The sequence below is a fragment of the Burkholderia aenigmatica genome (assembly GCF_902499175.1).
Taxonomy (GTDB): Bacteria; Pseudomonadota; Gammaproteobacteria; order Burkholderiales; family Burkholderiaceae; genus Burkholderia; species Burkholderia aenigmatica.
Map to the genome: position 1 here is coordinate 26,554 of NZ_CABVQC010000072.1, position 19,970 is coordinate 46,523.

The 19,970-nt window shown below is 68.2% G+C and carries 22 protein-coding genes; 1 reads left to right on the forward strand and 21 read right to left on the reverse strand.

What is annotated here, in order from left to right; translation table 11 throughout:
• Positions 1-20: 20 nt before the first annotated feature.
• The 13 genes from BDO18943_RS35095 to BDO18943_RS35155 all read right to left on the reverse strand — a co-directional run bounded on the left by BDO18943_RS35095 (position 21) and on the right by BDO18943_RS35155 (position 11,924).
• On the reverse strand, positions 21-1,265 hold the full coding sequence (locus BDO18943_RS35095; protein ID WP_175025846.1) for an NAD(P)/FAD-dependent oxidoreductase: 1,245 nt from the start codon (positions 1,263-1,265) through the stop codon (positions 21-23).
• Entirely contained in the window at positions 1,262-2,224 is a 963-nt protein-coding gene (locus BDO18943_RS35100) for a VOC family protein (protein ID WP_175025847.1), read from the reverse strand. The genes BDO18943_RS35095 and BDO18943_RS35100 overlap by 4 nt, the downstream gene beginning before the upstream one ends.
• An 18-nt stretch (positions 2,225-2,242) precedes the next feature.
• Positions 2,243-3,733, reverse strand: a complete 1,491-nt coding sequence (locus BDO18943_RS35105) for an aldehyde dehydrogenase (protein WP_175025848.1) — start codon at positions 3,731-3,733, stop codon at positions 2,243-2,245.
• Between the two features lie 72 nt (positions 3,734-3,805).
• The gene (locus tag BDO18943_RS35110; protein ID WP_175025849.1) at positions 3,806-4,621 is read right to left on the reverse strand and encodes an aspartate dehydrogenase; all 816 of its coding nucleotides are present in this window, start codon (positions 4,619-4,621) and stop codon (positions 3,806-3,808) included.
• Entirely contained in the window at positions 4,614-6,281 is a 1,668-nt protein-coding gene (locus BDO18943_RS35115) for a thiamine pyrophosphate-binding protein (RefSeq protein ID WP_175025850.1), read from the reverse strand. Before BDO18943_RS35115 ends, BDO18943_RS35110 begins: the two co-directional genes overlap by 8 nt.
• Positions 6,274-7,071 (reverse strand): SDR family oxidoreductase, encoded by a 798-nt coding sequence (locus BDO18943_RS35120; protein WP_175025851.1) that lies wholly within the window; start codon positions 7,069-7,071, stop codon positions 6,274-6,276. Before BDO18943_RS35120 ends, BDO18943_RS35115 begins: the two co-directional genes overlap by 8 nt.
• Complete coding sequence (locus BDO18943_RS35125) at positions 7,068-7,925, reverse strand: IclR family transcriptional regulator (RefSeq protein WP_089496640.1); 858 nt, start codon at positions 7,923-7,925, stop codon at positions 7,068-7,070. Before BDO18943_RS35125 ends, BDO18943_RS35120 begins: the two co-directional genes overlap by 4 nt.
• Positions 7,922-8,818, reverse strand: a complete 897-nt coding sequence (locus BDO18943_RS35130) for an alpha/beta fold hydrolase (protein WP_175025852.1) — start codon at positions 8,816-8,818, stop codon at positions 7,922-7,924. The genes BDO18943_RS35125 and BDO18943_RS35130 overlap by 4 nt, the downstream gene beginning before the upstream one ends.
• Before the next feature lie 18 nt (positions 8,819-8,836).
• Complete coding sequence (locus BDO18943_RS35135; RefSeq protein WP_043177345.1) at positions 8,837-9,364, reverse strand: cupin domain-containing protein; 528 nt, start codon at positions 9,362-9,364, stop codon at positions 8,837-8,839.
• 37 nt (positions 9,365-9,401) lie between these two features.
• Positions 9,402-10,172 carry an SDR family oxidoreductase gene (locus BDO18943_RS35140; RefSeq protein WP_175025853.1) on the reverse strand — a complete coding sequence of 257 codons (771 nt, stop codon included), beginning with the start codon at positions 10,170-10,172 and terminating at the stop codon, positions 9,402-9,404.
• The gene (locus tag BDO18943_RS35145; RefSeq protein ID WP_175025854.1) at positions 10,165-11,241 is read right to left on the reverse strand and encodes an aromatic ring-hydroxylating dioxygenase subunit alpha; all 1,077 of its coding nucleotides are present in this window, start codon (positions 11,239-11,241) and stop codon (positions 10,165-10,167) included. The genes BDO18943_RS35140 and BDO18943_RS35145 overlap by 8 nt, the downstream gene beginning before the upstream one ends.
• A 52-nt stretch (positions 11,242-11,293) precedes the next feature.
• Entirely contained in the window at positions 11,294-11,605 is a 312-nt protein-coding gene (locus tag BDO18943_RS35150; RefSeq protein ID WP_043177351.1) for a recombinase-like helix-turn-helix domain-containing protein, read from the reverse strand.
• Position 11,606: 1 nt separating this feature from the next.
• The gene (locus BDO18943_RS35155) at positions 11,607-11,924 is read right to left on the reverse strand and encodes a non-heme iron oxygenase ferredoxin subunit (protein WP_006758060.1); all 318 of its coding nucleotides are present in this window, start codon (positions 11,922-11,924) and stop codon (positions 11,607-11,609) included.
• 445 nt (positions 11,925-12,369) lie between these two features.
• On the opposite strand from BDO18943_RS35155, the gene BDO18943_RS35160 reads away from it, so the two are divergent.
• The gene (locus tag BDO18943_RS35160) at positions 12,370-13,449 is read left to right on the forward strand and encodes a porin (RefSeq protein WP_175025855.1); all 1,080 of its coding nucleotides are present in this window, start codon (positions 12,370-12,372) and stop codon (positions 13,447-13,449) included.
• 109 nt (positions 13,450-13,558) lie between these two features.
• Here BDO18943_RS35160 and BDO18943_RS35165 read toward each other — a convergent pair whose 3' ends face one another.
• The 8 genes from BDO18943_RS35165 to BDO18943_RS35200 form a co-directional block, all read right to left on the reverse strand.
• Entirely contained in the window at positions 13,559-14,452 is an 894-nt protein-coding gene (locus BDO18943_RS35165) for an IclR family transcriptional regulator (RefSeq protein WP_175025856.1), read from the reverse strand.
• Positions 14,453-14,742: 290 nt separating this feature from the next.
• On the reverse strand, positions 14,743-15,279 hold the full coding sequence (gene tecA / locus BDO18943_RS35170) for a type 6 secretion system effector deamidase TecA (RefSeq protein WP_321534233.1): 537 nt from the start codon (positions 15,277-15,279) through the stop codon (positions 14,743-14,745).
• A gap of 44 nt (positions 15,280-15,323) precedes the next feature.
• Positions 15,324-15,803 carry a YbaB/EbfC family DNA-binding protein gene (locus tag BDO18943_RS35175; protein WP_175025857.1) on the reverse strand — a complete coding sequence of 160 codons (480 nt, stop codon included), beginning with the start codon at positions 15,801-15,803 and terminating at the stop codon, positions 15,324-15,326.
• A 58-nt stretch (positions 15,804-15,861) separates the two neighbouring features.
• Positions 15,862-17,301: a Do family serine endopeptidase gene (locus tag BDO18943_RS35180; RefSeq protein ID WP_175025858.1), complete on the reverse strand. Its 1,440-nt coding sequence runs from the start codon at positions 17,299-17,301 to the stop codon at positions 15,862-15,864.
• Positions 17,302-17,377: 76 nt separating this feature from the next.
• Complete coding sequence (locus tag BDO18943_RS35185) at positions 17,378-17,761, reverse strand: hypothetical protein (protein WP_122949553.1); 384 nt, start codon at positions 17,759-17,761, stop codon at positions 17,378-17,380.
• A 46-nt stretch (positions 17,762-17,807) separates the two neighbouring features.
• Positions 17,808-18,638, reverse strand: a complete 831-nt coding sequence (locus tag BDO18943_RS35190) for a hypothetical protein (protein ID WP_175025859.1) — start codon at positions 18,636-18,638, stop codon at positions 17,808-17,810.
• A gap of 8 nt (positions 18,639-18,646) precedes the next feature.
• Entirely contained in the window at positions 18,647-19,537 is an 891-nt protein-coding gene (locus BDO18943_RS35195; RefSeq protein ID WP_043177373.1) for a peptidylprolyl isomerase, read from the reverse strand.
• Between the two features lie 44 nt (positions 19,538-19,581).
• On the reverse strand, positions 19,582-19,968 hold the full coding sequence (locus BDO18943_RS35200) for a hypothetical protein (protein ID WP_235996273.1): 387 nt from the start codon (positions 19,966-19,968) through the stop codon (positions 19,582-19,584).
• Positions 19,969-19,970: the final 2 nt, after the last annotated feature.

The following is a 19,970-nucleotide window of genomic DNA, read 5'->3' on the forward strand; positions in this document are numbered from 1 at the left end:
TCCTGTGTCTCGTCGCCCGGTCAGGCCAGTGTCTTGCTCGTGTCTGCCAGGGCTTCCGTATCCACTGCCCGGCCCTGGTTCATCCACTTGCGCGCGAGCTTCAGCTCACGTGCGTTGTTGACGGCGATGACACCTCTCACATGTCCTTCGCCCACGAAAAACAGCGTCGCGCGCCGCGCGGCAAGCTCGCCGCGCACGACGAGCTGCGCATCGGCCGGCAGATCGCCGAGGATCTGCAGGTTCACGTCGTACTGATCGGACCAGAACCACGGGATCTCCGCGTACGGGGCACGCACGCCGAGCACGGCCTTCGCGGCCGCGATCGCCTGATTCTGCGCGTTGGCCCACGATTCGAGCCGCACGCGCCGTTTCAGCCAGCCGTTGTGATGGTTCGCGACGTCGCCGCACGCGAAGATCGCCGGGTCGCTGGTCGCGCCGAATTCGTCGACGACGATGCCGTCGTCGATCGCCAGCCCCGCATCGCTCGCGAGCGACGCGTTCAGCGCGAGGCCGATGCCGGCCACCGCGAAATCGGCGTCGATCGTCGTGCCGTCCGCCAGCGTCGCGCGTACCTTCGACGCGTCGTCGGGCTGCGCGTCGAGCGATGCGAGCGCCGCGCCGAGCCGCACGTCGACGCCGTTCGCACGATGCAGGTCGAGCAGGAAATCCGACACGATCTGCGGCACCGAGCGGCCGCACAGCCGCGGCGCGCCTTCGACCACGACCGCCTCGACGCCGAGCTTGCGCGCGGTCGCCGCGACTTCGAGGCCGATCCAGCCACCGCCGATCACGAGCACGCGCTGGCTCGCGCGCAGCTTCTCGCCGAGCGCGGCCGCTTCGTCGAGCGTACGCAGGTAATGCAGGTTCGGCGTCTTCACGAGCGCGTCCGGCAGGCGGCGCGACGTGCCGCCGGTCGCGATCACGACCCGGTCGTATTCGATCTCGCGGCCGCTTTCGGTTGTCACGACGCGGCGCGCACGGTCGATCGATGCGGCGCGTTCCGGCTGCCAGGCTTCCACGTTCAGCGCGTCGAATTCGTCGGGCCGCACGACGCGCACGGTTTCGATGTCGGCGTCGCCGGCCAGCACGGCCTTCGACAACGGCGGACGCTCGTACGGCAGATGCGGTTCGTCCGCGATCATCACGAGACGGCCGGCAAAGCCTTCCGCGCGCAGCGTCTTCAGCACCCAGCCGGCGGCCTGGCCGCCGCCGATCACGACGACCGTGCCGGGCGCAGCCTGCGCCTGTTCGTTCCCTTCGCTCATGATTTCCGCTCCGTCATGAACTTGCCTTCCGGCGCCTTCGCGTTCTTCTGCCGGCGCGTGTTGCCGTCGAGGCCGCCGTCGACGGCCCATTCGGCGAACACGGTCGGACCCGGCTCGAATTCGCGCGGCTGCCATTCGGGCGTCAGCATGTCTTCGTCCGCGTAGTACTCGATCAGGCCGCCGGCCGGGTTCTGGAAGTACCAGAAGTACGCGGACGACACCGGGTGACGGCCCGGGCCGAGTTGCGTTTCCCAGCCGCAGCGGTCGATGTGCATGCCGCCGCCGAACACCTCGTGGATGTCGCGCACGGTGAACGCGACGTGGTTCAGGCCGCGTTTGCCGTTCGGCAGCGCGAGCAGGAACAGGTCGTGGTGGCCGCCGTGCGGCGCGCAGCGCATGAACGCGCCGCGGCCCGGGTAACGGTCGGACGTCTCGAAGCCCAGCAGCTCGTGATAGAACTTTTCCTGTGCGTCGAGGCAGTTCGTGAAGAACACCACGTGCCCGACCTCGACCGGTTCCGCGCGTGCATAGATCGGGCTCGGCTGGTCGACGCGCAGCGTCTGGCCCCACACGTTCGACGGCGAGCCCGTGATGTCGAGCTCGCGCTTGCGCGTGACTTCGATGCGGATCGCCATCCCGTTCGGATCGATGCAGCCGACCGCATCGTCCTGCGCGTAGTAACCGGGCTGGCCGGCCAGTTTCGTGCGCAGCGCGTCGAGTTCCTGCTGCGTCGCGACGCCCCATGTGACTTCACGCAGCGTCGGGCCCGCTTCGAACGCGGGCGGCAGCGCCGGATCGTCGGCCTTGACGGCCAGCACGGTGCAGCCGTTCAGCGTCTCGAAGCGTGCGCGCGAATCGTCGTGCGAGACTTCCTTCATCCCCCAGTCGGCGAAAAAGCGCCGGCAGGTCGCGAGGTCGTCGACGCCGTACGTGATCTGCTCGATTCCCAAAATGCTCATTGCGTCATTCCCCTTCGCTCAGTTCGCCCACGGCAGCGGCGCGTCGTTCAAGCCCCAGTAGAGGCTCTTCTGCTGCATGTATTCGCGGATGCCGAGGCGGCCCTTCTCGCGCCCCATCCCGCTCTCCTTCCAGCCCGAGAACGGCGTGGAAATCGAGAACAGCTTGTACGTGTTGATCCAGACGGTGCCCGTCTCCAGCGCACGCGCGATGCGCCAGGCGCGCTTGTAGTCGCGCGTCCAGATGCCGGCCGCCAGGCCGAACACGCTGTCGTTCGCCTGCGCGATCAGCGACGCTTCGTCGTCGAACGGCATCGCGACGAGCACGGGCCCGAAGATTTCTTCCTGGCAGATACGCGCGCTGTTCGGCAGGCCTTCGAGAATCGTCGGCTGATAGAAAAAGCCGTTCTCGCGCCCGTCGCCCGACGGCCGTTCGCCACCGCACAGCAGGCGGCCGCCTTCTTCGAGACCGAGCGCGACGTAGCGCTCCACCGATTCGCGATGCTTCGCGGTGATCAGCGGCCCCATCTGCGTGTCGGGACGCGTCGGGTCGCCCAAGCGCAGCTTGCGTGCGCCCGCGACGAGACGCTTCATGAATTCGTCGTACACCGCGCGCTGCACGAACAGCCGCGAACCCGCGATGCACGCTTCGCCCGACGAGCTGAAAATGCCGTACAGCACGCCGTTGACCGCGTGATCGAGATCGGCGTCGTCACAGACGATGGTCGGCGACTTGCCGCCGAGTTCGAGCGACACGGGCATCAGCTTTTCGGCCGCGATGCGCGCGATGCCGCGGCCCACTTCGGTGCCGCCGGTGAACGACACCTTCTTCACGAGCGGATGACGCACGAGCACGTCGCCGATCACCGAGCCCTTGCCCGGCAACACGCTCAGCACGCCCTTCGGCACGCCGGCTTCCTCGCAGATCCGAGCCAGCGCGAGCGACACGAGCGGCGTGACTTCGGCCGGCTTGAGCACGACCGCGTTGCCGCCCGCCAGCGCCGGCGCAAGCTTCTGCGCATCGGACGCGATCGGCGAATTCCACGGCGTGATCGCCGCGATCACGCCGATCGGCTCGTACACGCTCATCGTCAGGTAATCGCCGCGCGACGGCGTCAGTTCCTCGTCGAGCGTTTCAAGGCACGCCGCGAAATAGCGGAACGTGTTCGCGGCGCTGGCCACCAGCACGCGCGTCTCGCTGATCGGCTTGCCGTTGTCGCGGCGCTGCAGGTTCGCGAGCGCCTCGTGGCGCTGCATGATCAGGTCAGCGATGCGGTACAGCACCTGCGCACGCAGGTGCGGCTTCAGCCCGGCCCAGTCGGCGCGGCGCCAGGCGGCGTCGGCGGCGACGACAGCTTCGGCCGCGTCGTCCGCGTTCGCGGTCGACACTTCCATGTTCAGCGACTGGTCGGCCGGATAGATGCTCGCGTAAGGCGCGCCACGGCCGCGCCGCCATTCGCCGCCGATCAGGATGTTGCCGTCGGGTACGAGGCTCGTATCGAAAGGAGTCATGTCACAAGTCCCACAAATCTGTCTCTGCACGTCCGCCCTCGCCGTGGCGCGGGCGGACATTCAATGGCCCGGTCAGATCACGCAGCGGGCCGCGCGGTTGCGCAGCGCGCGGATCGCGCTGTACGCCGTCAGCGCGGACGTCTTCGGGTTGTCGGGCAGCGGCTTGCCGCTCATTTCCAGCGACATCTCGCCGAATGCGCCGCGCGCGGTGATGCGATGCACGTTGCGCTCGACGGCCGGATCGGCGATCAGGCGCACGTGCGTCGCGTCGAGCCCGAGGCCCGCGAGCGCGACGGTGGCCGCAACGTTCGCGTTCTTCGGATACAGGCGTGCGGCATCGCGCGCGCTGCCTTCGAAGATCACCTTTTCCGCGTTCATCGCACGCAGGTCGCACAGTTCCTCGGCAGGCGTGCCGAGCCAGCCGAGCGGCGGCTTGCGGCCCACGTACAGCACTTCGTCGAGGCCGCCCTGCTTCGCGGACGCCAGCGCGTCGATCCCGCCGATCGCGCCGGACAGCAGCGTGACCGTCGCATCGCCTTCGTCGGCCGCCTGCGCGAGCACGTCGAGCAGCGCGAGATCGGACAGCGCGCCGATCGATGCGACCGCGCAGTCGGTGCCGGCCTTCAACAGCGGCACGACGTGATCGACGAGCGCGCTGTGGCCTGCGCATTCGAGTGCGAACTCGGGGCGGCGGGCCAGTGCGTCGACCGACGACACGACCTCCACCGCGCCGCCCAGCACGCCCTGCACCGCCGCGCGCTGGTGTTCCGGCACGATCACGTGCGCGATGCGCAGCGACGCATCGTGCTCGACCGCGTGGTACACGGCCGCGCCGATCGCACCGAAGCCGATCATCGCGACGTCGACGGGTGCGTGGCCGTTACGCATACTGGCGCTCCGACGGCTCTTCCTTCTTCACCGGCGGGCCGGCGAAGTTCGACGCGAACGAGCCGACCGACAGCATGTCGACCTCGACCATCACCGGCCCTTCCTTCGCCATCCCTTCACGCACGATCGCTTCCGCCTGGTCGAGCGACGTGATCCGATAGTGCGTGAGGCCGAAGCTCGCGCAGAACTGCGCGAAATCGGGCTGGTGCAGCTGTACGAAGCAGCGGCGGCCACCGTAGTGCGCGTCCTGGATGTTGCGGATCACGCCGTAGCACTGGTCGTTCATCAGCACGATCATCACGTTCGCGTTTTCCTGCACGGCCGTGACGAGCTCGCCGACGTTGACCATCAGGCCGCCGTCGCCGACGAGGCAGACCGTCTTCGCAGCCGCATCCGCCAGCGCCGCGCCGATGCCCATCTGGATGCCCTGGCCGATGCCGCCGCCGAGCGCATGCACGCCCGAGCGCGGCTCGAAGATCTTCAGCAGGCGGTTGCCCCACGTGCTGTTCGAGATCGTCACGTCGCGCACCCAGTTGTAGTCGCGGCCGACGGCGCCCTGCAGCGTGTCGACGAGCTGCTTGTACGGCCCGAGGCCCTTCGACACGTCGGCCACCGCCTGCTCGCGGGCTGCCGCGAGATCGACGGCGAATTGCGGATCGACCGACAGGCGGCCTTCGAGGCGGTCGGCCAGCTCGGCCAGCACGCGCTTCGAATCGCCGTGCACGAACAGCTCGTTGCGATAGCCGCGGTTGTCGGCGAGCGCGTCGGCATCGACGCGGAACAGCGGCTGCGGCAGTGCGAGCTTGTACTTCAGCGTCTCGTTGCCGCGCAGGCGCGAGCCGACGACGACGAGTGCATCGCAGGTCTTGTAGAACGCTTCGACGGACGCATGCACGTTGAACGCGCCGAGCGTCGCCGCATGATCCTCGGGCAGCACGCCGCGGCCCTGCACGCTCGTCACGACGCCGAAGCCGAGCTTCACGAGGCGTTCGACTTCCTCGCGTGCGTGGCGCGCGCCGCCGCCGAGCCACAGCAGCGGGCGGCGCTTGGCCGCCAGTGCGTCGGCGAGCTTCGCGACGCGTGCGGTGTCGTGCTCGCGCACCGTGACGTGTGCCGGTGCGAGGTCTTCCGGCCATTCGATTTCGGCAGCCTGGATGTCGATCGGAATCTCGACCGACACGGGGCCCGTCGGCGCGGTCTGCGCGATGCGCACGGCTTCGCGGATCGTCGGCAGCACGGTTTCGACGGTGCGCACGCGGAACGCGGCCTTCGAGATCGAGTCGAGCATCGACAACTGGTCCGGCGCTTCGTGGATGTACGCGAGATCCTGGTCGAGATACGGCGTCTCGATCTGCCCGGTGACGTGCAGCAGCGCGGTGCCGGCCGTCAGCGCCTCGACCATCGCGCCGGCTGCGTTGCCCGCCGCCGTGCCCGTGCTCGTGAACGCGACGCCGAGGCCGCCCGACACGCGGGCCAGGCCGTCTGCCATGTTCAACGCGCCGGCTTCGCCGCGTGCGCCGACATACCGGATGTTGCCGCGCGAGTTGATCGCGTCGAGGATCGGCATGTTGTGGATCGAGATGACACCGAATGCGGTCTTCACGCCGCACTGCTCGAGAAAGGCGGCAATCAGCTCGCCAACCGTGGTTTTTTTAGACATGGCGTGCAAAGCCTCCAGAAACGTCGATATGGCTGCCCGTCGTGTACGACGACAGATGCGTTGCGAGATAAAAGAGTGCCCAGGCGGCCTCGTCAGGCTTGCCGAAGCGGTTCAGCGGAATGTTCTTCGTGCGGGCGATCGCGCCCGTCCAGTCCTCCCAGCTTTCGCCGGCCTGCGCCTGCACTTCATAGCGGCGGCGCCACTGGCCCGACTCGACGATGCCGATCAGGATCGAGTTCACGCGGATGCGCTGCGGCGCGAGCTCGGTCGCGAGCGACTTCACGAGGCTCAGCACGCCCGCGCGCGCCGACGACGTCGCGACCATGTGCGGCTCCGGCTGCAGCGCGAGCAGCGAGTTCACGCAGGTGATCGTCGGCGCCTGCGCGTCGCGCAGCAACGGCAGGAACGCGCGGGTCGGGCGGATGATGCTGAAATACTTCAGTTCGAGCTCTTCGCGCCACGCGTCGTCGGTCGTGTCGGCGAAGGTCGACACGCGGCCCTGGCCGGCGTTGTTGACCAGCATGTCGGCGCGGCCGAAGCGTGTCGACACCGCTTGAGCGAACGCAGCCACATCCTGCTCATCGAGCACGTTGCAGCGTGCGGCGAGCAGTTGCGCGCCCGGGTATTTCTCGCCGAGCATCGCTTCGGCGCGCGCCAGGCGCTCGCTGTCGCGGCCGCAAATCGCGACCGACGCGCCCGCCTGCAGGAACCGTTCGGCGGTCGCGAGGCCGATGCCGGACGAACCGCCCGTCACCACCGCCACCTGCCCGGTCAGATCGATCTGGATCATCGGAGTCCTAAAGCCTTCAGAAACGTGTGCTCGTCATCCGAGCGGTAATTGAGCCGCCGCGACAATTCCGCCGCCGCGCGCTGCACCTTGTCGATCAGACCATCCGCGATCAGCGCCGCGTCGATCTCCGGCCGCGGCACCGTCACCGTGATGCATGCGACGATCTTCTGCGTCTCGTTGCGCACCGGCGCCGTCACCACCGAGATGCCGCGCTCGAACGACGAATTGCTGACGCCGTAGCCGCGCAGCGCATCCTCGCGGATCACTTCGTACAGCGCGTCGACCGTCTCCGGCGTCGCGTTCGTCATCCGGTTCAGCGCGCCTTCCGGATACAGCGCATGCAGTTCCTTCAACGACAGGTCGCCCATCAGCACGTGGCCGTGCGTCGTCGCATGCGCGGGCAAGCGCGTGCCGACATTCACGCGGATCGAGCTGAACACCGGCGCCTGGCTCTGCGCCTTCGCGACGAACACCACGTCGCGGCCGTCGCGGATCACGATGTGCGTCGTGAAGCCGGTCGCGTCGCGCAGGCTCTCGATCACGGGCAGGCCCAGATCGGTCAGCTCCAGCGAGCTCAGGTATTCGAAGCCGAGCCGCAGCACGGCGATGCCGAGCTTGTAGTTGCGATCCTTGTCCGCGCGCTCGAGGAAGCCGAGCGATTCGAGCGTCTGCAGCAGACGGAATACCGTCGTGCGCGGAATGCCGAGCCGCTTCGACAATTCGGGCGCGCCGAGCACGGGCTCGCGCGGCGAGAATTCGGCGAGGATCCGCAGCCCGCGTTCGAGGCCGGGCACCACGTAGCTGGCTTCGGCTTTCCCGTTTTCGGTATCGGGTTGTTGTAGCGGTTCGTTCATGCCAGTCCCCGCTGTTGGTCGCACTGACGGCAGAACGTGTCGATCAGTGCGGAATAAACGGCCGGCGCTTCCACGTAGCCGGCATGGCCTGCTTGCGGAATCACCTGTAGCCCGACGTGCGCGGCCGCGGCAATCCGCTCGCACGCGGCGGGCGGCGTGATCGCGTCGTTCGCGCCGACGGCCACGGCCGTGCGGCCGCGAAAGCCGGCGAGATCGGTCGCGAGATCGGCATTCGCGAGCAGATGCGTGGCCTGTGCGTAGCCGGCCGGCACGATGCGCGCCATGTTCCAGCGCACCCACGCACGCGCATCCTCGTTCGCGAAACCGGACAGCATGTTGCCGCTGCGCTGCTCGGCGAGCCCGGCCGGGCCGAGTTCGGCAAGCATCGCGAGCCGCGCGTCACGGCGCGATTCGCGGGTTTCGGCCGGTGCGCTGCCGTAGCCGCCCGCGGGCGACACCAGCAGCAGGCCGGCGATCCGCGCGGGCATCACGCGGGCGAGACCGCCCGCGATGATCGCGCCGAGCGAATGACCGACCAGCACGCAGCGTTCGATGCCGAGTGCCTCGAGCCACGCATTCAGCGATGCCGCGTAATCGGTAGCGGCCGGCGACGCGCCGTGCACCGGCGTCGACACGCCATAACCGGGCGCATCCCACGCGAGCACGCGCCGCGATGCGCCGAGCGTGTCGAGCTGGCGGACCCACGATGCGGCGCCCGAGCCGATGCCGTGCAGCAGCACGACGGGCAGCGCACGGCCCGCATGCTGCGCGCCGGCCTCGCGATAACCGATCGTGCCCGCCGCGCCGGCCGCGCAACGCTGTTCGGGAAACTGCCCGAGCAGCGCGGCGAACGCCGCGGTGCGGTCGCGTTCACGTTTGTCGATGACACTCATTGCTTCACCCGCTCCGTTTCAGCGCTTGATCTTCGCGAGCGGCGAATCGGGCGGATACGTCGGCGTGATCGGCTTCGGCGAACCGAGCATCACGCACATCAGCGCGTCTTCCTCGCCAATGTTGATTTCCGTGCGATACACGCCGGGCGGCACCGAGATCAGGTCGCGCTCGCCGAGGATCGCTTCCCACGTCTCGCCGTCACGCTCGCAGATCACCTTCATCTTGCCGCGCAGCACGAAGAAGATTTCCTCGACGTCCATGTGGATGTGGCTCGGGCCGATGTTGCCGGCCGGGATGACCATCGTCGAAAACGTGAAGCCGCCGGCCGGCACCGTGTTGACGTCCTTCGCGACGCCCGTGCCGCCCGTGCCGACGTAGCGCATCTGCGCTCGGCGGTACTTCGGGTCGTAGTCGGCCTGGAACTTCAGTGCGTCCCAGTCGTAGCGACGGGTCGCGTAGCGCGCCACGCGCCCTTCCATCCAGTCGTTGAAGCTTGCGCCTTCCGGCTGGTCCCACGACTTGCGTTCGAGATCGGCGTCCGCCATCGTCCTCTCCTTCATCAGAGTGAAAACTTCAATTCAATCAATTCATCACGAAGCCGCCGTTTACCGGCAGCAATTGACCCGTCACGAAGCGCGCGCCGTCCGACAGCAGGAACAGCACGGGGCCCGTCACGTCGTCGGGCACCTGCGCGCGTGTCAGCGCGCGGCCCTGCATGTAGAACGCGTGGCGCTCGGCCGGCACGTAGGCCGTCGCCTCGACTTCGGTGAGCCCCGGCGCGATCGCGTTGACCGTCACGCCGTGCGCGCCGAACTCGCGTGCCTGCGCATGCGTCATCGCGATCACCGCGCCCTTGCTCGCGACGTACGCGAGCAGCTTCGGCGCGCCCCACAGCGCGGTGTCCGACGCGAGGTTCACGATCGCGCCGCGGCCCGACTGCGCGAGGTGCGGCAGCGCTGCATTGCTGACGAGCCACACGCCGCGCACGTTCACGTTCATCACGGCGTCCCACGTCGACACGTCGAGCTCGGTCGACAGCTTGCCGCCCGAGTTCGTGATCGCCGCGTTGTTGATCAGCGCGTCGATGCCGCCGAGCGCCGCCGCGCCCTGCGCGACGAACGCATCGACGCTCGCCGGATCGGCGAGATCGAGTGCGAAGAAATGGGCGACATGGCCGGCTTCGGAGAGTTGCGCGGCAAGCGCACGGCCTTCGTCGGCCAGCACGTCGCCGAACGCGACCTGCGCGCCCGCTTCGACGAGCGCCGTCACGAACGCCGCGCCGAGCCCGCGCGCGCCGCCCGTGACGAGCACGCGGCGCCCCGCGAGCGACACGACCGGAGCGCGCTCAGCCATTTGCCGGCTCCGATGCGGCCTGCGCCTGCGCCGCGCGATGCGCGTCGAGCGCGGAAAGATGCTCCTGCGCACGCGTGCGCAGCATCCGGCGTACGCGCGTCATGCCGACGTCGTGCTGGTACAGGTATTCGTGATCGCGCGCATTCGGCGCGAGGCTTTCGAGGACGTAGCGGTCCTGCTCGAGCACGTCCCAGTGCAGGCCCTCGAGGCGGTTGCGGTACATGAAGCGCCACACGTCGCGCTGCCAGCCGCTGACCTTGCGGGTGCGCCAGAAGTAGACCTGGCAGTTGTCGCCGTCGACAGGCGTCGCGAAGCCGATGATCCCGAAGTTGCCGCCCGGGCCGAACTTCTGCTTGTACGGGATCGCGAGGCGCATCCACAGGCAGCCCGTTTCGCCGAGCTCGACCCAGTCGAAGTTCACGTCGCGCTGGCCGATCTTCTCGAACATCAGCCCCGTTTCCGTCTTGCGCACGCGCATGTCGGCCTGCTTGTCGCCTTCGGCCATCGAGTGCGAGGTGGCATGGAGGTACGCGCCGTGCATCGGGTCCATCACGTTGTCGATCGCGTACTGATAATTGCACTTCCAGTTCGACACGCACAGGAAGTGGCCGTACTCGTCGTCGACCAGTTCCTCGGGCAGGTTCAGCGGCGCCGGCTCGCCGTGCGCTTCATCGCCGAACCACAGGAAGATCGCGCCGGCCTTCTCTTCGACCGGATACGACTTCACGCACTTCGTGCCTTCGAGCGGACAGTTCGACACGGCCGGCACGCGGTTCACGGTGCCGCCGCCGTCGACTTCGATGCCGTGATACCAGCAGGCGATGTTGCCGCCGAGGTTCCAGCCGAGCGACAGGCGCGCGCCGCGGTGCGGGCAGCGATCTTCGAGCGCGTGAACCTTGCCGTCGTGATCGCGCCACAGCACGATCTGCTCGGACAGGCGCGTGAGGCCGACGGGCGCATTCGACACCTGCCAGCTCGGCGCGACGGGATACCAGTAGTTCTTGATGCCGCGGTCGAGATAGTCACGGACCGGGTCGTGTTGGACTGCGTGTTGTACGGGGGACGTCATCAGTGTGCTCCGGATGCGGTTGTCGTCGGGTCGGCGATCGGCGCTCAAGCGCTCATTCCGCCAGCGCGGCCATTTCGGCGCGGAAGCGCTCGGCGGTCCACGCCGTGCCGTCCGGCGCGCGGAAGCCGATGCGGTTCAGGCCCGCGACGACGTCGTCCAGCTCGATCGCGCCGGCTTCGAACACGCGTTCGAGCGCATCGCCGAGGTCGTTTTCGTACTGGGTCGGTGCGGCCTTGCGGTTCTGCCAGACCTGGTTCTCGACCTGGCCGGGGATCTCGATCTGCCCCTTGCCCGCGACATTGTTCGGCTGCGGCGCCACCCACGGCTTCAGGAAGGGATTGAAGTTGACGGTCGCTTCTTTCATGTCATTCCACCTTGATCTGGATTTCCTCGCCGGCGAGACGCACCGCGTACTGCTTCAGTGCGCGTCCGCCCGGACCCTTCAGGCATTCGCCCGTCTTGATGTCGAACACGGCCTCGTGCAACGGGCATTCGACCGTGCCTTCGTCGACGAACCCCTGCGTCAGCAGCGCGTACGCATGCGGGCACACGTTCTCGAGCGCGTACACCTCATCGCCGACGCGATAGATCCCGATCTCGACGCCGTCGGTCCGCTTGAACTCGATCGGCGTGTCTTCCGACAGCGCGCCGGCGTGTCCGGCGCAAACCCATTGTTCAGACATCTCACACCCTTCCTTCTGATCGACTCTCGGTTGGTTCCGATTTGTTCCATACCCGGAACAGCAGTTTATGGATGGTGATTATAGGAGCGACTTTCCACGAGTAAAACAAAAAGGTGCATGCCCTAGGGAAAACACTGACCGTCGGGTCGGCGATCACGTCCATCCATCTCATTAAATGAAATTTTTTGTTATGTGACGGGGATTTACCGGGTTTACGCGGGCTTCGCGCACCGCCGCCGGGCATCGGTCGGAAACCCATCCGTCCCGAAAAAATTATTTTTGATCCGGTGCGTGACGCCTCTATACTCCATTCCATCAGAGGCACGTCGTTCCTTATATGGAACACAAAAAATGCCCACCCGATGGCGAAAACGCGCGACGGCCGGCCGTTCCTGCGCATGCCGCCACGGCACGTTTTCATCAGGTTGGAGAATCAGGAGATCAAATGGTCAAGCATGCGGTAGCAGCAGCAGTGATCGGATTGGGCGCCGTGTCGGGCGCGTGGGCGCAGAGCAGCGTGATGCTGTACGGCAGCACGGATGCGGGTGTCGCGTACGTGAACAACGTCGGCGGCCATGCGAAGTGGGCGATGATCCAGGGCAATACGCAGCCCGATCGATGGGGCCTGAAAGGCAAGGAAGACCTCGGCGACGGCCTGTCGGCGATCTTCCAGCTCGAAAACGGCTTCTATACGAACAACGGCCAGTTCGCGACCGCGAACACGATCTGGAACCGCGCGGCGTTCGTGGGCCTCAGCTCGGAACGCTACGGCACGCTGACGCTCGGCCGCCAGACGCCGCTGTCGTTCGATTATCTCGATCCGCTCAGCACGGCCTACCTCGCGATGAGCTGGTACGCGTTCCACCCCGGCAACATCGACGGGCTCGCCGCGACCGGCAACGTGCCGTACAACAACTCGGTCAAGTACCGCTCGCCGACCTTCGCGGGCTTCTCGGCCGCCGCGACGATGGCGCTCGGCAACACGACGAACTTCTCGACCGGCAAGTCGGTCGGCGTCGCGCTGAACTACGCGAACGGGCCGTTCAAGGCGTCGGCCGTGTACTCGAACGAGCACGACCGCGCGATCCTGATCAGCACGACCGGCATCACGTCGTTCCAGGGGCAGAACACCGCGACCGGCTATACCGCGAGCAAGGTGGAAAACATCGGCGCGGGGGCGTCCTACCAGTTCGGCGACTTCCTCGTGCATGGCCTGTACACGCGCACGAAGATGCAGTCGAACGGCTTTTCGGATACGTTCCAGAGCTACGACGCGGGCGTGAACTACCGCAGCAGCGCGTTCAACACGATCGCGGGCGGCGCGGCGACCACGACGCTGGCCGGCCGCCGCTGGACGCAGGTCGAGCTCGGCGACATCTATTCGCTGTCGAAGCGCACGCAGCTGTACGCGAACGTGTTGTATGAGCACGGTTCGGGCGGTGCACAGGCCGCGTTCTTCACGGCAGGCGTGTCGAGCACCGCGAACCAGGTAATCGTGCTCACCGGGATCCACCACTCGTTCTGAACGAACGGTGGCAGGCGCTTCGCCGTCTGAAACGACAAAAGCGGCCCGCGGGCCGCTTTTGTCTTTCGCGCATTGCACTGGCACGGCCGCCAGCCGCACATCGGAACACTCAGAACATCGCGACCTTGTGGCGCGCGTGTGCGAACGTCGGGTCGCTTTCGAGCGGACGATAGTTCAGCCGCTGCGACAGGTCGACCGCCGCGCCGCACACGGCTTCGACGAGCCGTTCCTTCTCGCCGGCCTCGCCGATCTCCGAGCGCGGCACCGTCGCCGTGATCGCCGCGACGATCGAGCCCGAATGATCGCGCACGGGCGCGGTGACGGCCGAAATGCCGCTCTCGAATGCCGCCTCGCTGACCGCGTAGCCGAGCCGCGCGTAATGGCGCACGCGTTCGTACAACTCGTCGACGGTGCCCGGCGTGCGCTCGGTGAACTGCTCGAGGCGCTTTTCCGGATAGAGCTGGCGCAGCGCGTCGCGCGTCAGGTCGCCCATCAATACGTGGCCATGCACGGTTGCGTGCGCAGGCAGGCGCGTGCCGACGTGCACCTTCACCGAACCGAACATCGACGCGTTGCTCTGCGCCTTCGCGACGAACACGACGTCGCGCTGGTCGCGGATCAGCAGGTGCGTCGACAGGCCGGTCGCGTCGCGCAGCCGTTCGAGCACGGGCGCACCGAGATCGGTCAGTTCGAGCGAATTCAGGTATTCGAAGCCGAGCCGCAGCACGCCGACGCCGAGCCGGAAATAACGGTCGCCGTTCACGCGCTCGAGGAAACCGAGCGCTTCGAGCGTCTGCAGCAGGCGGAACGTGGTCGTGCGCGGAATGCCGATGCGCTTCGACAACTCGGGCGCGCCGAGCACGGGCTCGCGCGCGGAGAATTCGGCGAGAATCCGCAGCCCGCGTTCGAGCCCCGGCACCAGATAGGACGAACCGCCGCCGGACGATTCATCGTCGCCGGGCGCGGCTTGGTCGGGTGCGTTGCTCATCGTTGTCTTGGCCATGTGGGCATGGACGGGAGGAAATCAATTACGAAACAGGTCATGGATCGTCGCGGACGGCCGGTCATGCCGCCCCGGCGCGCACGCAGTTGCACCCGCGCACTTCGCCGCGACGCAGCATGCGCCGCCACGACTCCCGGAAGAGTCATTCACGGTCGAGAGGATAGCAGCGATGGGCAGCGCGACGCCATGCGGAAATCGCCGGACGGCGGGACAGCCGCCGCCCGGCCGTGCGAGGCGAGCCACCGACTGATCGAGACCACCGTGGCATGTACCGCCGAGATGCCCGCAGGCTACAGGTGCGACAGATGAACCCGGATGTTCGTGCGGTCGTACTTGAAGCCGCCGGCCGCGTCCGGTTCGAGCACGCTTGCCAGGTCGACCGCATACCGCCATCCGCTGCCGAGAAGCCCGCCGTTTACGGCGCGGATCCGGGTGCCGCCGATGGCGATCGCCGCATGAAAGACCGTGCCGCCACGCGAGAAGCCGACCGCGGTCCCGGCCTGAATGGGCGCGTGCCCGTCCCATTCGCCGCCGTTCTCGAAGTTGAACCGCGGCCGCCAGTGCTGACCGATCGTGTCGAGCAGCGTGTTGGGCGTGATCATCGCGTCAGCCCGCATCAGGTACCGCACATAGGCTGCGGCATCGTAGCAGACGCCGGCGGAAACATACGTGTTGATATCGGCCGTGCCGGAGATCAGCGCCTGCACGTGTCTCTGCCGCTCGGGGAAACCGAACTGGGCGACATGCGCGCCCAACGGGGTCAGTTGCATGGGTGGCTCCTGTTGAAGAAGCGAGGCGTCATCGTCCCGCCAATGCAATAACCTCATATTTTATGACGATATCCCGCTACGTCGACGGCTGCCCCCGGGCATCACGGCATGCGCGCCGCCGATGCCGGCGCGGCGGCGGCCGCATCGGGATTCGGCGCGAGCCGCAGGCGCACGCGCAACGGCTGCAGCATGTCGGGCGGCGGCGGTTCCGCCAGCGGGCCGGCCGTGAGCAGTTGCCGCAGCGTCGCGTCCGCGTCGGGATCGCCGAGCGACGCGAATTCGACGCGCGTGACAGCGCCGTTCGCCCCGATCCACGCGCGCACGACGATCGCGGGCGGTGGCGCATCGGCACGCGCGTTCAGCACACGCGCCTCGAGATAGCGGTGCAGACGGTCGGCCGCGTCGCCGTCGGCTTCGAGCCAGGTCTGGAACTGCTGCCCGGCGAGCTGTCCGTAGCGGATCCACGTCTGCGGCACGTCGGCCGTCTGCGCGACGGCCGGCACGGCGCATACGGCCAGCGCCCACGCGACGACGATCGCCCGCAGCCATCCCGATGCGCCCCACTCCTGCATTCGCTTCATTCCGTCTCCCGTTTCGACGGTTCGCCGTCGTGCTGCGTCGTGTCGTGTCATGCGACCCTCAACCGATCTCGATCGGCACATACAACCGCGTGCCGCCACGCTGGACGAGCAGCGCGACGTTACCGTGCGCAGCGTCGATCTCGGTCATCAGCGCGCCGATGCTCGCGACCGACGTGCCGTTTACCGACAGCACGATATCGCCGGGCTGCAAGCCCGCGCGGGCGGCCTGCCCGCTCGCCTGCTCGACGACGAGCGCCTGGCCGACACCGAGCCGTTGCCGCTCCTGCTCGGTCGCCGCGCGCAGCGCGAGCCCGAACCGCGCGGGCCCTTGCTCGCCACCGGCCGACGCCGTGCCGCTGTCGAATGCGCCGACCGTCGCGCTCACGTGCATCGCCCGTCCCGCGCGCCACACCAGCAGGTCGGCTTGCCGCCCGGCCCGCATGCCCGCCACGGTGCCGAGCAGGTCCGCCGATTCGGCAACCGGCTTGCCGTCGACCGCGAGCACGACGTCGCCCGGCTGCAGGCCCGCGTGTGCGGCCGGGCCATCCGGCTCGACCATGGTGATCAACGCGCCGTCCGGGCTCGCGAGGCCGAACGAACGCGCGAGCGCCTGGCTCACCTCCTGCACGGCCACGCCGAGCCGGCCGCGCGTGACCTTGCCGGTCCGCAGCAACTGGTCCTTCACGTCGAGCGCGATATCGATCGGGATCGCGAACGCGAGCCCCTGATAACCACCCGTCTTCGAGAAAATCATCGAGTTGATCGCGATCACGCGGCCGCCGAGGTCGAACAGCGGGCCGCCCGAATTGCCGGGGTTGATCGGCACGTCGGTCTGGATGAACGGGATCGCCCGCTCGCCGGGCAACGAGCGCGATTTCGCGCTGACGATGCCCTGCGTGACCGTGTTCGCGAACCCGTAAGGCGAACCGATCGCCATCACCCAGTCGCCCACTTCGGTGCGCGCCGGGTCGCCGGTCGCGACGACCGGCAGGTTGTGCGCGTCGATGCGGATCACCGCGACATCGGATACCGGATCGCTGCCGATCACGCGCCCCTTGAACTGCCGCTTGTCGGTCAGCTTCACGTCGATCGCAACGGCGTCGCCGACCACGTGCCGGTTGGTCAGGATCACGCCATCCGCACTGACGATGAAGCCGGAGCCGAGGCTCACTTCCTCGCGGTTGCCGATCACGCGCCGCGCCAGAAACGGCGCGAGCGGATGATCGGGCGCGATGCCGGGCGGCAACTGGATGCCCATCTGCGTGACTTCGCGCGTGACGCTGATGTTGACGACGGCCGGGCCGACACGCCGCACCAGCGCGGCGAAATTCGGCAGCGCGACGGTCGGCGTTGGCGTTGGCGTTGCGGCACCCGGCTGCGCTGGCCGCTCGGCAGCCGTTGCCGTTGAACAACCGCACGCGCACGCACAGGCCAATGCCAGCCGGCCGGCCATCGCTCGCAGCATCGCCGCCCGGTTCGTGTGCTTGCCCGCCGTCATGTTGCTGCTCCTCGTCAGTTCGCACCGGAACGCAGCCGGCTCGTCGATACCTGCGCCCCACGCTCGGCCGCGTGCATTACTTCGGCGGCACCGCGACCGGCGCATCGGGCCGCTGCGGCGTCACCGACCGGCCCCAGTTCGAGCCGAAACGGTTCCGCTCGGTCGACAGGTTGAACGTGCCGAGACGGTTCGACGGCTGCTTCGACAGCCGCTCCGAATCCGTTTGCGATGCCCCCGCCTGCGGGTCGGCCTTCGGCTTCAGTTGCTGGCTCAGGCAGTCGTACGACAGCGCGCGCTTGCCGTCGACTTCCGCATCGACACAGACCGGCTTCGCGGCCGAGCCCGGACTGGCCGGCGCGGGCACGGCCGCACTCGCCGCCGCGCGCCCCCCCTGCGCGTGCGCACCGGCTGCCAGCAGCAGGCAGACGATCGTCGCGATTCCGCTTCGTCGCATCTTCATGTGCGCCTCCTTCAGAAATGGCGCCATGGCGCCCTCACGGCCGCCATCACAGGTGCGTGCCCGGCGTCGCCGCGCGCGCCAGGAAACGCGCGAACGCCGCGCTATCGGCCGCTTCGACGGCAGGCTCTTGCGCATCGATCCGTTGCGCCCACGCGTCGCGCATGTCGTCGACCGGCTGCCACGCATGGACCTGCGCGCCGGTCGGATACGGCGTGACGAGCGGTTCGCGATAGTCGACGCGAAACAGCGCCGGTGCGCCGCTGCCGGCCGTCCACAGATCGCCGACGTCGCGCACGCTCGCGTCGAACCAGAACCGCACCCAGCGCACCGTCGGCGCGCGCGGGTCGGGGCCCGGCGCATCGGTGCCCGCCGCGTCCGGCACACGCAGGAAGCCGGCCAGCACGAGCAGCACGGCCGCCAGATCATCGTCGCGCAACATCCGGTACGACCAGAGATCCGCGACGTCGACACAGGCGACCACCGCGATGAAGCGGCCGATCGTGAGTGCGGGCCACGCCCGCCGCATCAGCGCGTAATGGCGTGCCCACTGCGCGACGAAGCGCTCGCGGTGCCGGGCGGCGACCTGCACGTCGCGCGAGCCGCGAATCGTCAGTTCGTCCGGTTGATACTGGCGTGTCGTGAGCACGCACTGCGCGGAACATCGCGCGCTCCGGTGCCGCGCGTAGCCGCCCGCACCGGGCAACGGCTCCAGCGCGCCGAAGCACAGCGGGCAATGCGTGGGCCACTCGCCGGGCCGGCCCGGCCAAGGGTTGGCCTTCGGCATGCGCGGGCGGTCGGCGGCTGCGGCCGGGCGGCGTCGCCCCGGCGTGCGCGCGTCGGGCGCGTCGACGCGCGGTGTCGAACGGACGATTGCCATGAGCGAGCCTACCGGGCAGACGCGAGCGCTTTCTTCAGCGCGTCTTCGTTGATCGGCGCGTTCGCAGCCAGCTTCGCGAGATACGCCTGCGCATTCTGCTGGGTGCGCTGCGCACGCAGCATCGCGCGCAGTTGCTCCTTCACGTCGGCCAGCGGGCGCGGCGCCGCCGCGCGGATGTCGATCAGCTTCACGACATGAAAGCCGGCCGGCGTCTGGATCGGCGCGGAGACCTGGCCCGGCTTCAGTGCGTCGGCCGCCTGCCGGACCGCCGGCACCATCAGTTGATCGGGTACGAAACCGAGATCGCCGCCATTCGCGGCACTCGCCTTGTCCTGCGAGTTCGCCTTTGCGAGCGCCGCGAAGTCGCCACTGCGCGCGCGGTTCGCGAGATCGGCCGCCTGCTTGCGCGCCTTGTCGAGCGTCGCGGCATCCGCGTTCGGCGGCACCGCGATATAGATCTGCGCGACGTGCAAGGCGCGCGGCGCGGTGAACGCGGCGCGGTTCTTGTCATACGCGGACTGGAGCTCCGCGTCCGACGGATAGTCGGCCGGCGGCGCATTCACCGACGCCAGATAGCTGCGCACGACGATATCGCGCTGCGCCTGCTCGACAGCCGCCTGCACCTGCGCCTGCTTGTCCCAGCCCTTCGATTTCGCCTCGGCCAGCACGGCCTTCTGCGCAAGCGTCGAGCGCACGACCTGGTCCAGCGCCCCGGGATCGGCCGCGAGACGTTCACGCCCTTCGGGGCTCACCGCCTTCAACAGCTCCGCGATATCGGCCTGCGTGACCGACGCCTGCGCGGCATTCGCAATCACGTCGTCCTGCGCGTGCGAAACGAGCGGCACGGCCAGCACGAGACCGCCTGCCACGATCGCCAGCATCTTCATCTTCGTCTTCATCGTTCGACTGCCCTCTCGATTGCTCTTGAAATGCGGACGCTGCATCAGCGCGCGTCCGTCAGCGTCATGCGCAGGACGAGCGGCTGCGCCAACCCGCGTGGCGGCGCCGCGCCGACGGCCCGGCCGACGAGTGCGGCGTGCAGCGCCGCGTCGAGTTCCGGTTGCCCGGCCGCCCCGCTGTCGATGCGCGTCACGTGCCCGTACCGGTCGAGCCACGCACGCACCGGCAGCTCGGGACCGTCGTCACCGGCATCGGCAAGCTCACCGGCCCAGCGCTCGATACCGGCGCGCAGGCGGCACACCGCTGCGTCGTCGCCGTCGAGCGTCGCCTGCAGCCACTGCGCAATGCGCCGTGCATACGCGCCCCACGCGGCGGGTGCATCGCCGGCGGCGATCGCATCCGCGTCGTGCCGCGCACGGCCGGGCAGCAGCG

Coding starts and splice junctions, on each gene's coding strand:
- BDO18943_RS35100 (WP_175025847.1), bottom strand. CDS start 2,224: ATGAGCATTTTGGGAATCGAGCAGATCACGTACGGCGTCGACGACCTC.
- BDO18943_RS35140 (WP_175025853.1), bottom strand. CDS start 10,172: ATGGCTGAGCGCGCTCCGGTCGTGTCGCTCGCGGGGCGCCGCGTGCTC.
- BDO18943_RS35155 (WP_006758060.1), bottom strand. CDS start 11,924: ATGTCTGAACAATGGGTTTGCGCCGGACACGCCGGCGCGCTGTCGGAA.
- BDO18943_RS35145 (WP_175025854.1), bottom strand. CDS start 11,241: ATGACGTCCCCCGTACAACACGCAGTCCAACACGACCCGGTCCGTGAC.
- BDO18943_RS35115 (WP_175025850.1), bottom strand. CDS start 6,281: ATGTCTAAAAAAACCACGGTTGGCGAGCTGATTGCCGCCTTTCTCGAG.
- BDO18943_RS35095 (WP_175025846.1), bottom strand. CDS start 1,265: ATGAGCGAAGGGAACGAACAGGCGCAGGCTGCGCCCGGCACGGTCGTC.
- BDO18943_RS35185 (WP_122949553.1), bottom strand. CDS start 17,761: ATGAAGATGCGACGAAGCGGAATCGCGACGATCGTCTGCCTGCTGCTG.
- BDO18943_RS35175 (WP_175025857.1), bottom strand. CDS start 15,803: ATGAAGCGAATGCAGGAGTGGGGCGCATCGGGATGGCTGCGGGCGATC.
- BDO18943_RS35130 (WP_175025852.1), bottom strand. CDS start 8,818: ATGAGTGTCATCGACAAACGTGAACGCGACCGCACCGCGGCGTTCGCC.
- BDO18943_RS35135 (WP_043177345.1), bottom strand. CDS start 9,364: ATGGCGGACGCCGATCTCGAACGCAAGTCGTGGGACCAGCCGGAAGGC.
- BDO18943_RS35110 (WP_175025849.1), bottom strand. CDS start 4,621: ATGCGTAACGGCCACGCACCCGTCGACGTCGCGATGATCGGCTTCGGT.
- tecA (WP_321534233.1), bottom strand. CDS start 15,279: ATGAGGTTATTGCATTGGCGGGACGATGACGCCTCGCTTCTTCAACAG.
- BDO18943_RS35180 (WP_175025858.1), bottom strand. CDS start 17,301: ATGACGGCGGGCAAGCACACGAACCGGGCGGCGATGCTGCGAGCGATG.
- BDO18943_RS35125 (WP_089496640.1), bottom strand. CDS start 7,925: ATGAACGAACCGCTACAACAACCCGATACCGAAAACGGGAAAGCCGAA.
- BDO18943_RS35120 (WP_175025851.1), bottom strand. CDS start 7,071: ATGATCCAGATCGATCTGACCGGGCAGGTGGCGGTGGTGACGGGCGGT.
- BDO18943_RS35150 (WP_043177351.1), bottom strand. CDS start 11,605: ATGAAAGAAGCGACCGTCAACTTCAATCCCTTCCTGAAGCCGTGGGTG.
- BDO18943_RS35165 (WP_175025856.1), bottom strand. CDS start 14,452: ATGGCCAAGACAACGATGAGCAACGCACCCGACCAAGCCGCGCCCGGC.
- BDO18943_RS35105 (WP_175025848.1), bottom strand. CDS start 3,733: ATGACTCCTTTCGATACGAGCCTCGTACCCGACGGCAACATCCTGATC.
- BDO18943_RS35190 (WP_175025859.1), bottom strand. CDS start 18,638: ATGGCAATCGTCCGTTCGACACCGCGCGTCGACGCGCCCGACGCGCGC.
- BDO18943_RS35195 (WP_043177373.1), bottom strand. CDS start 19,537: ATGAAGACGAAGATGAAGATGCTGGCGATCGTGGCAGGCGGTCTCGTG.
- BDO18943_RS35160 (WP_175025855.1), top strand. CDS start 12,370: ATGGTCAAGCATGCGGTAGCAGCAGCAGTGATCGGATTGGGCGCCGTG.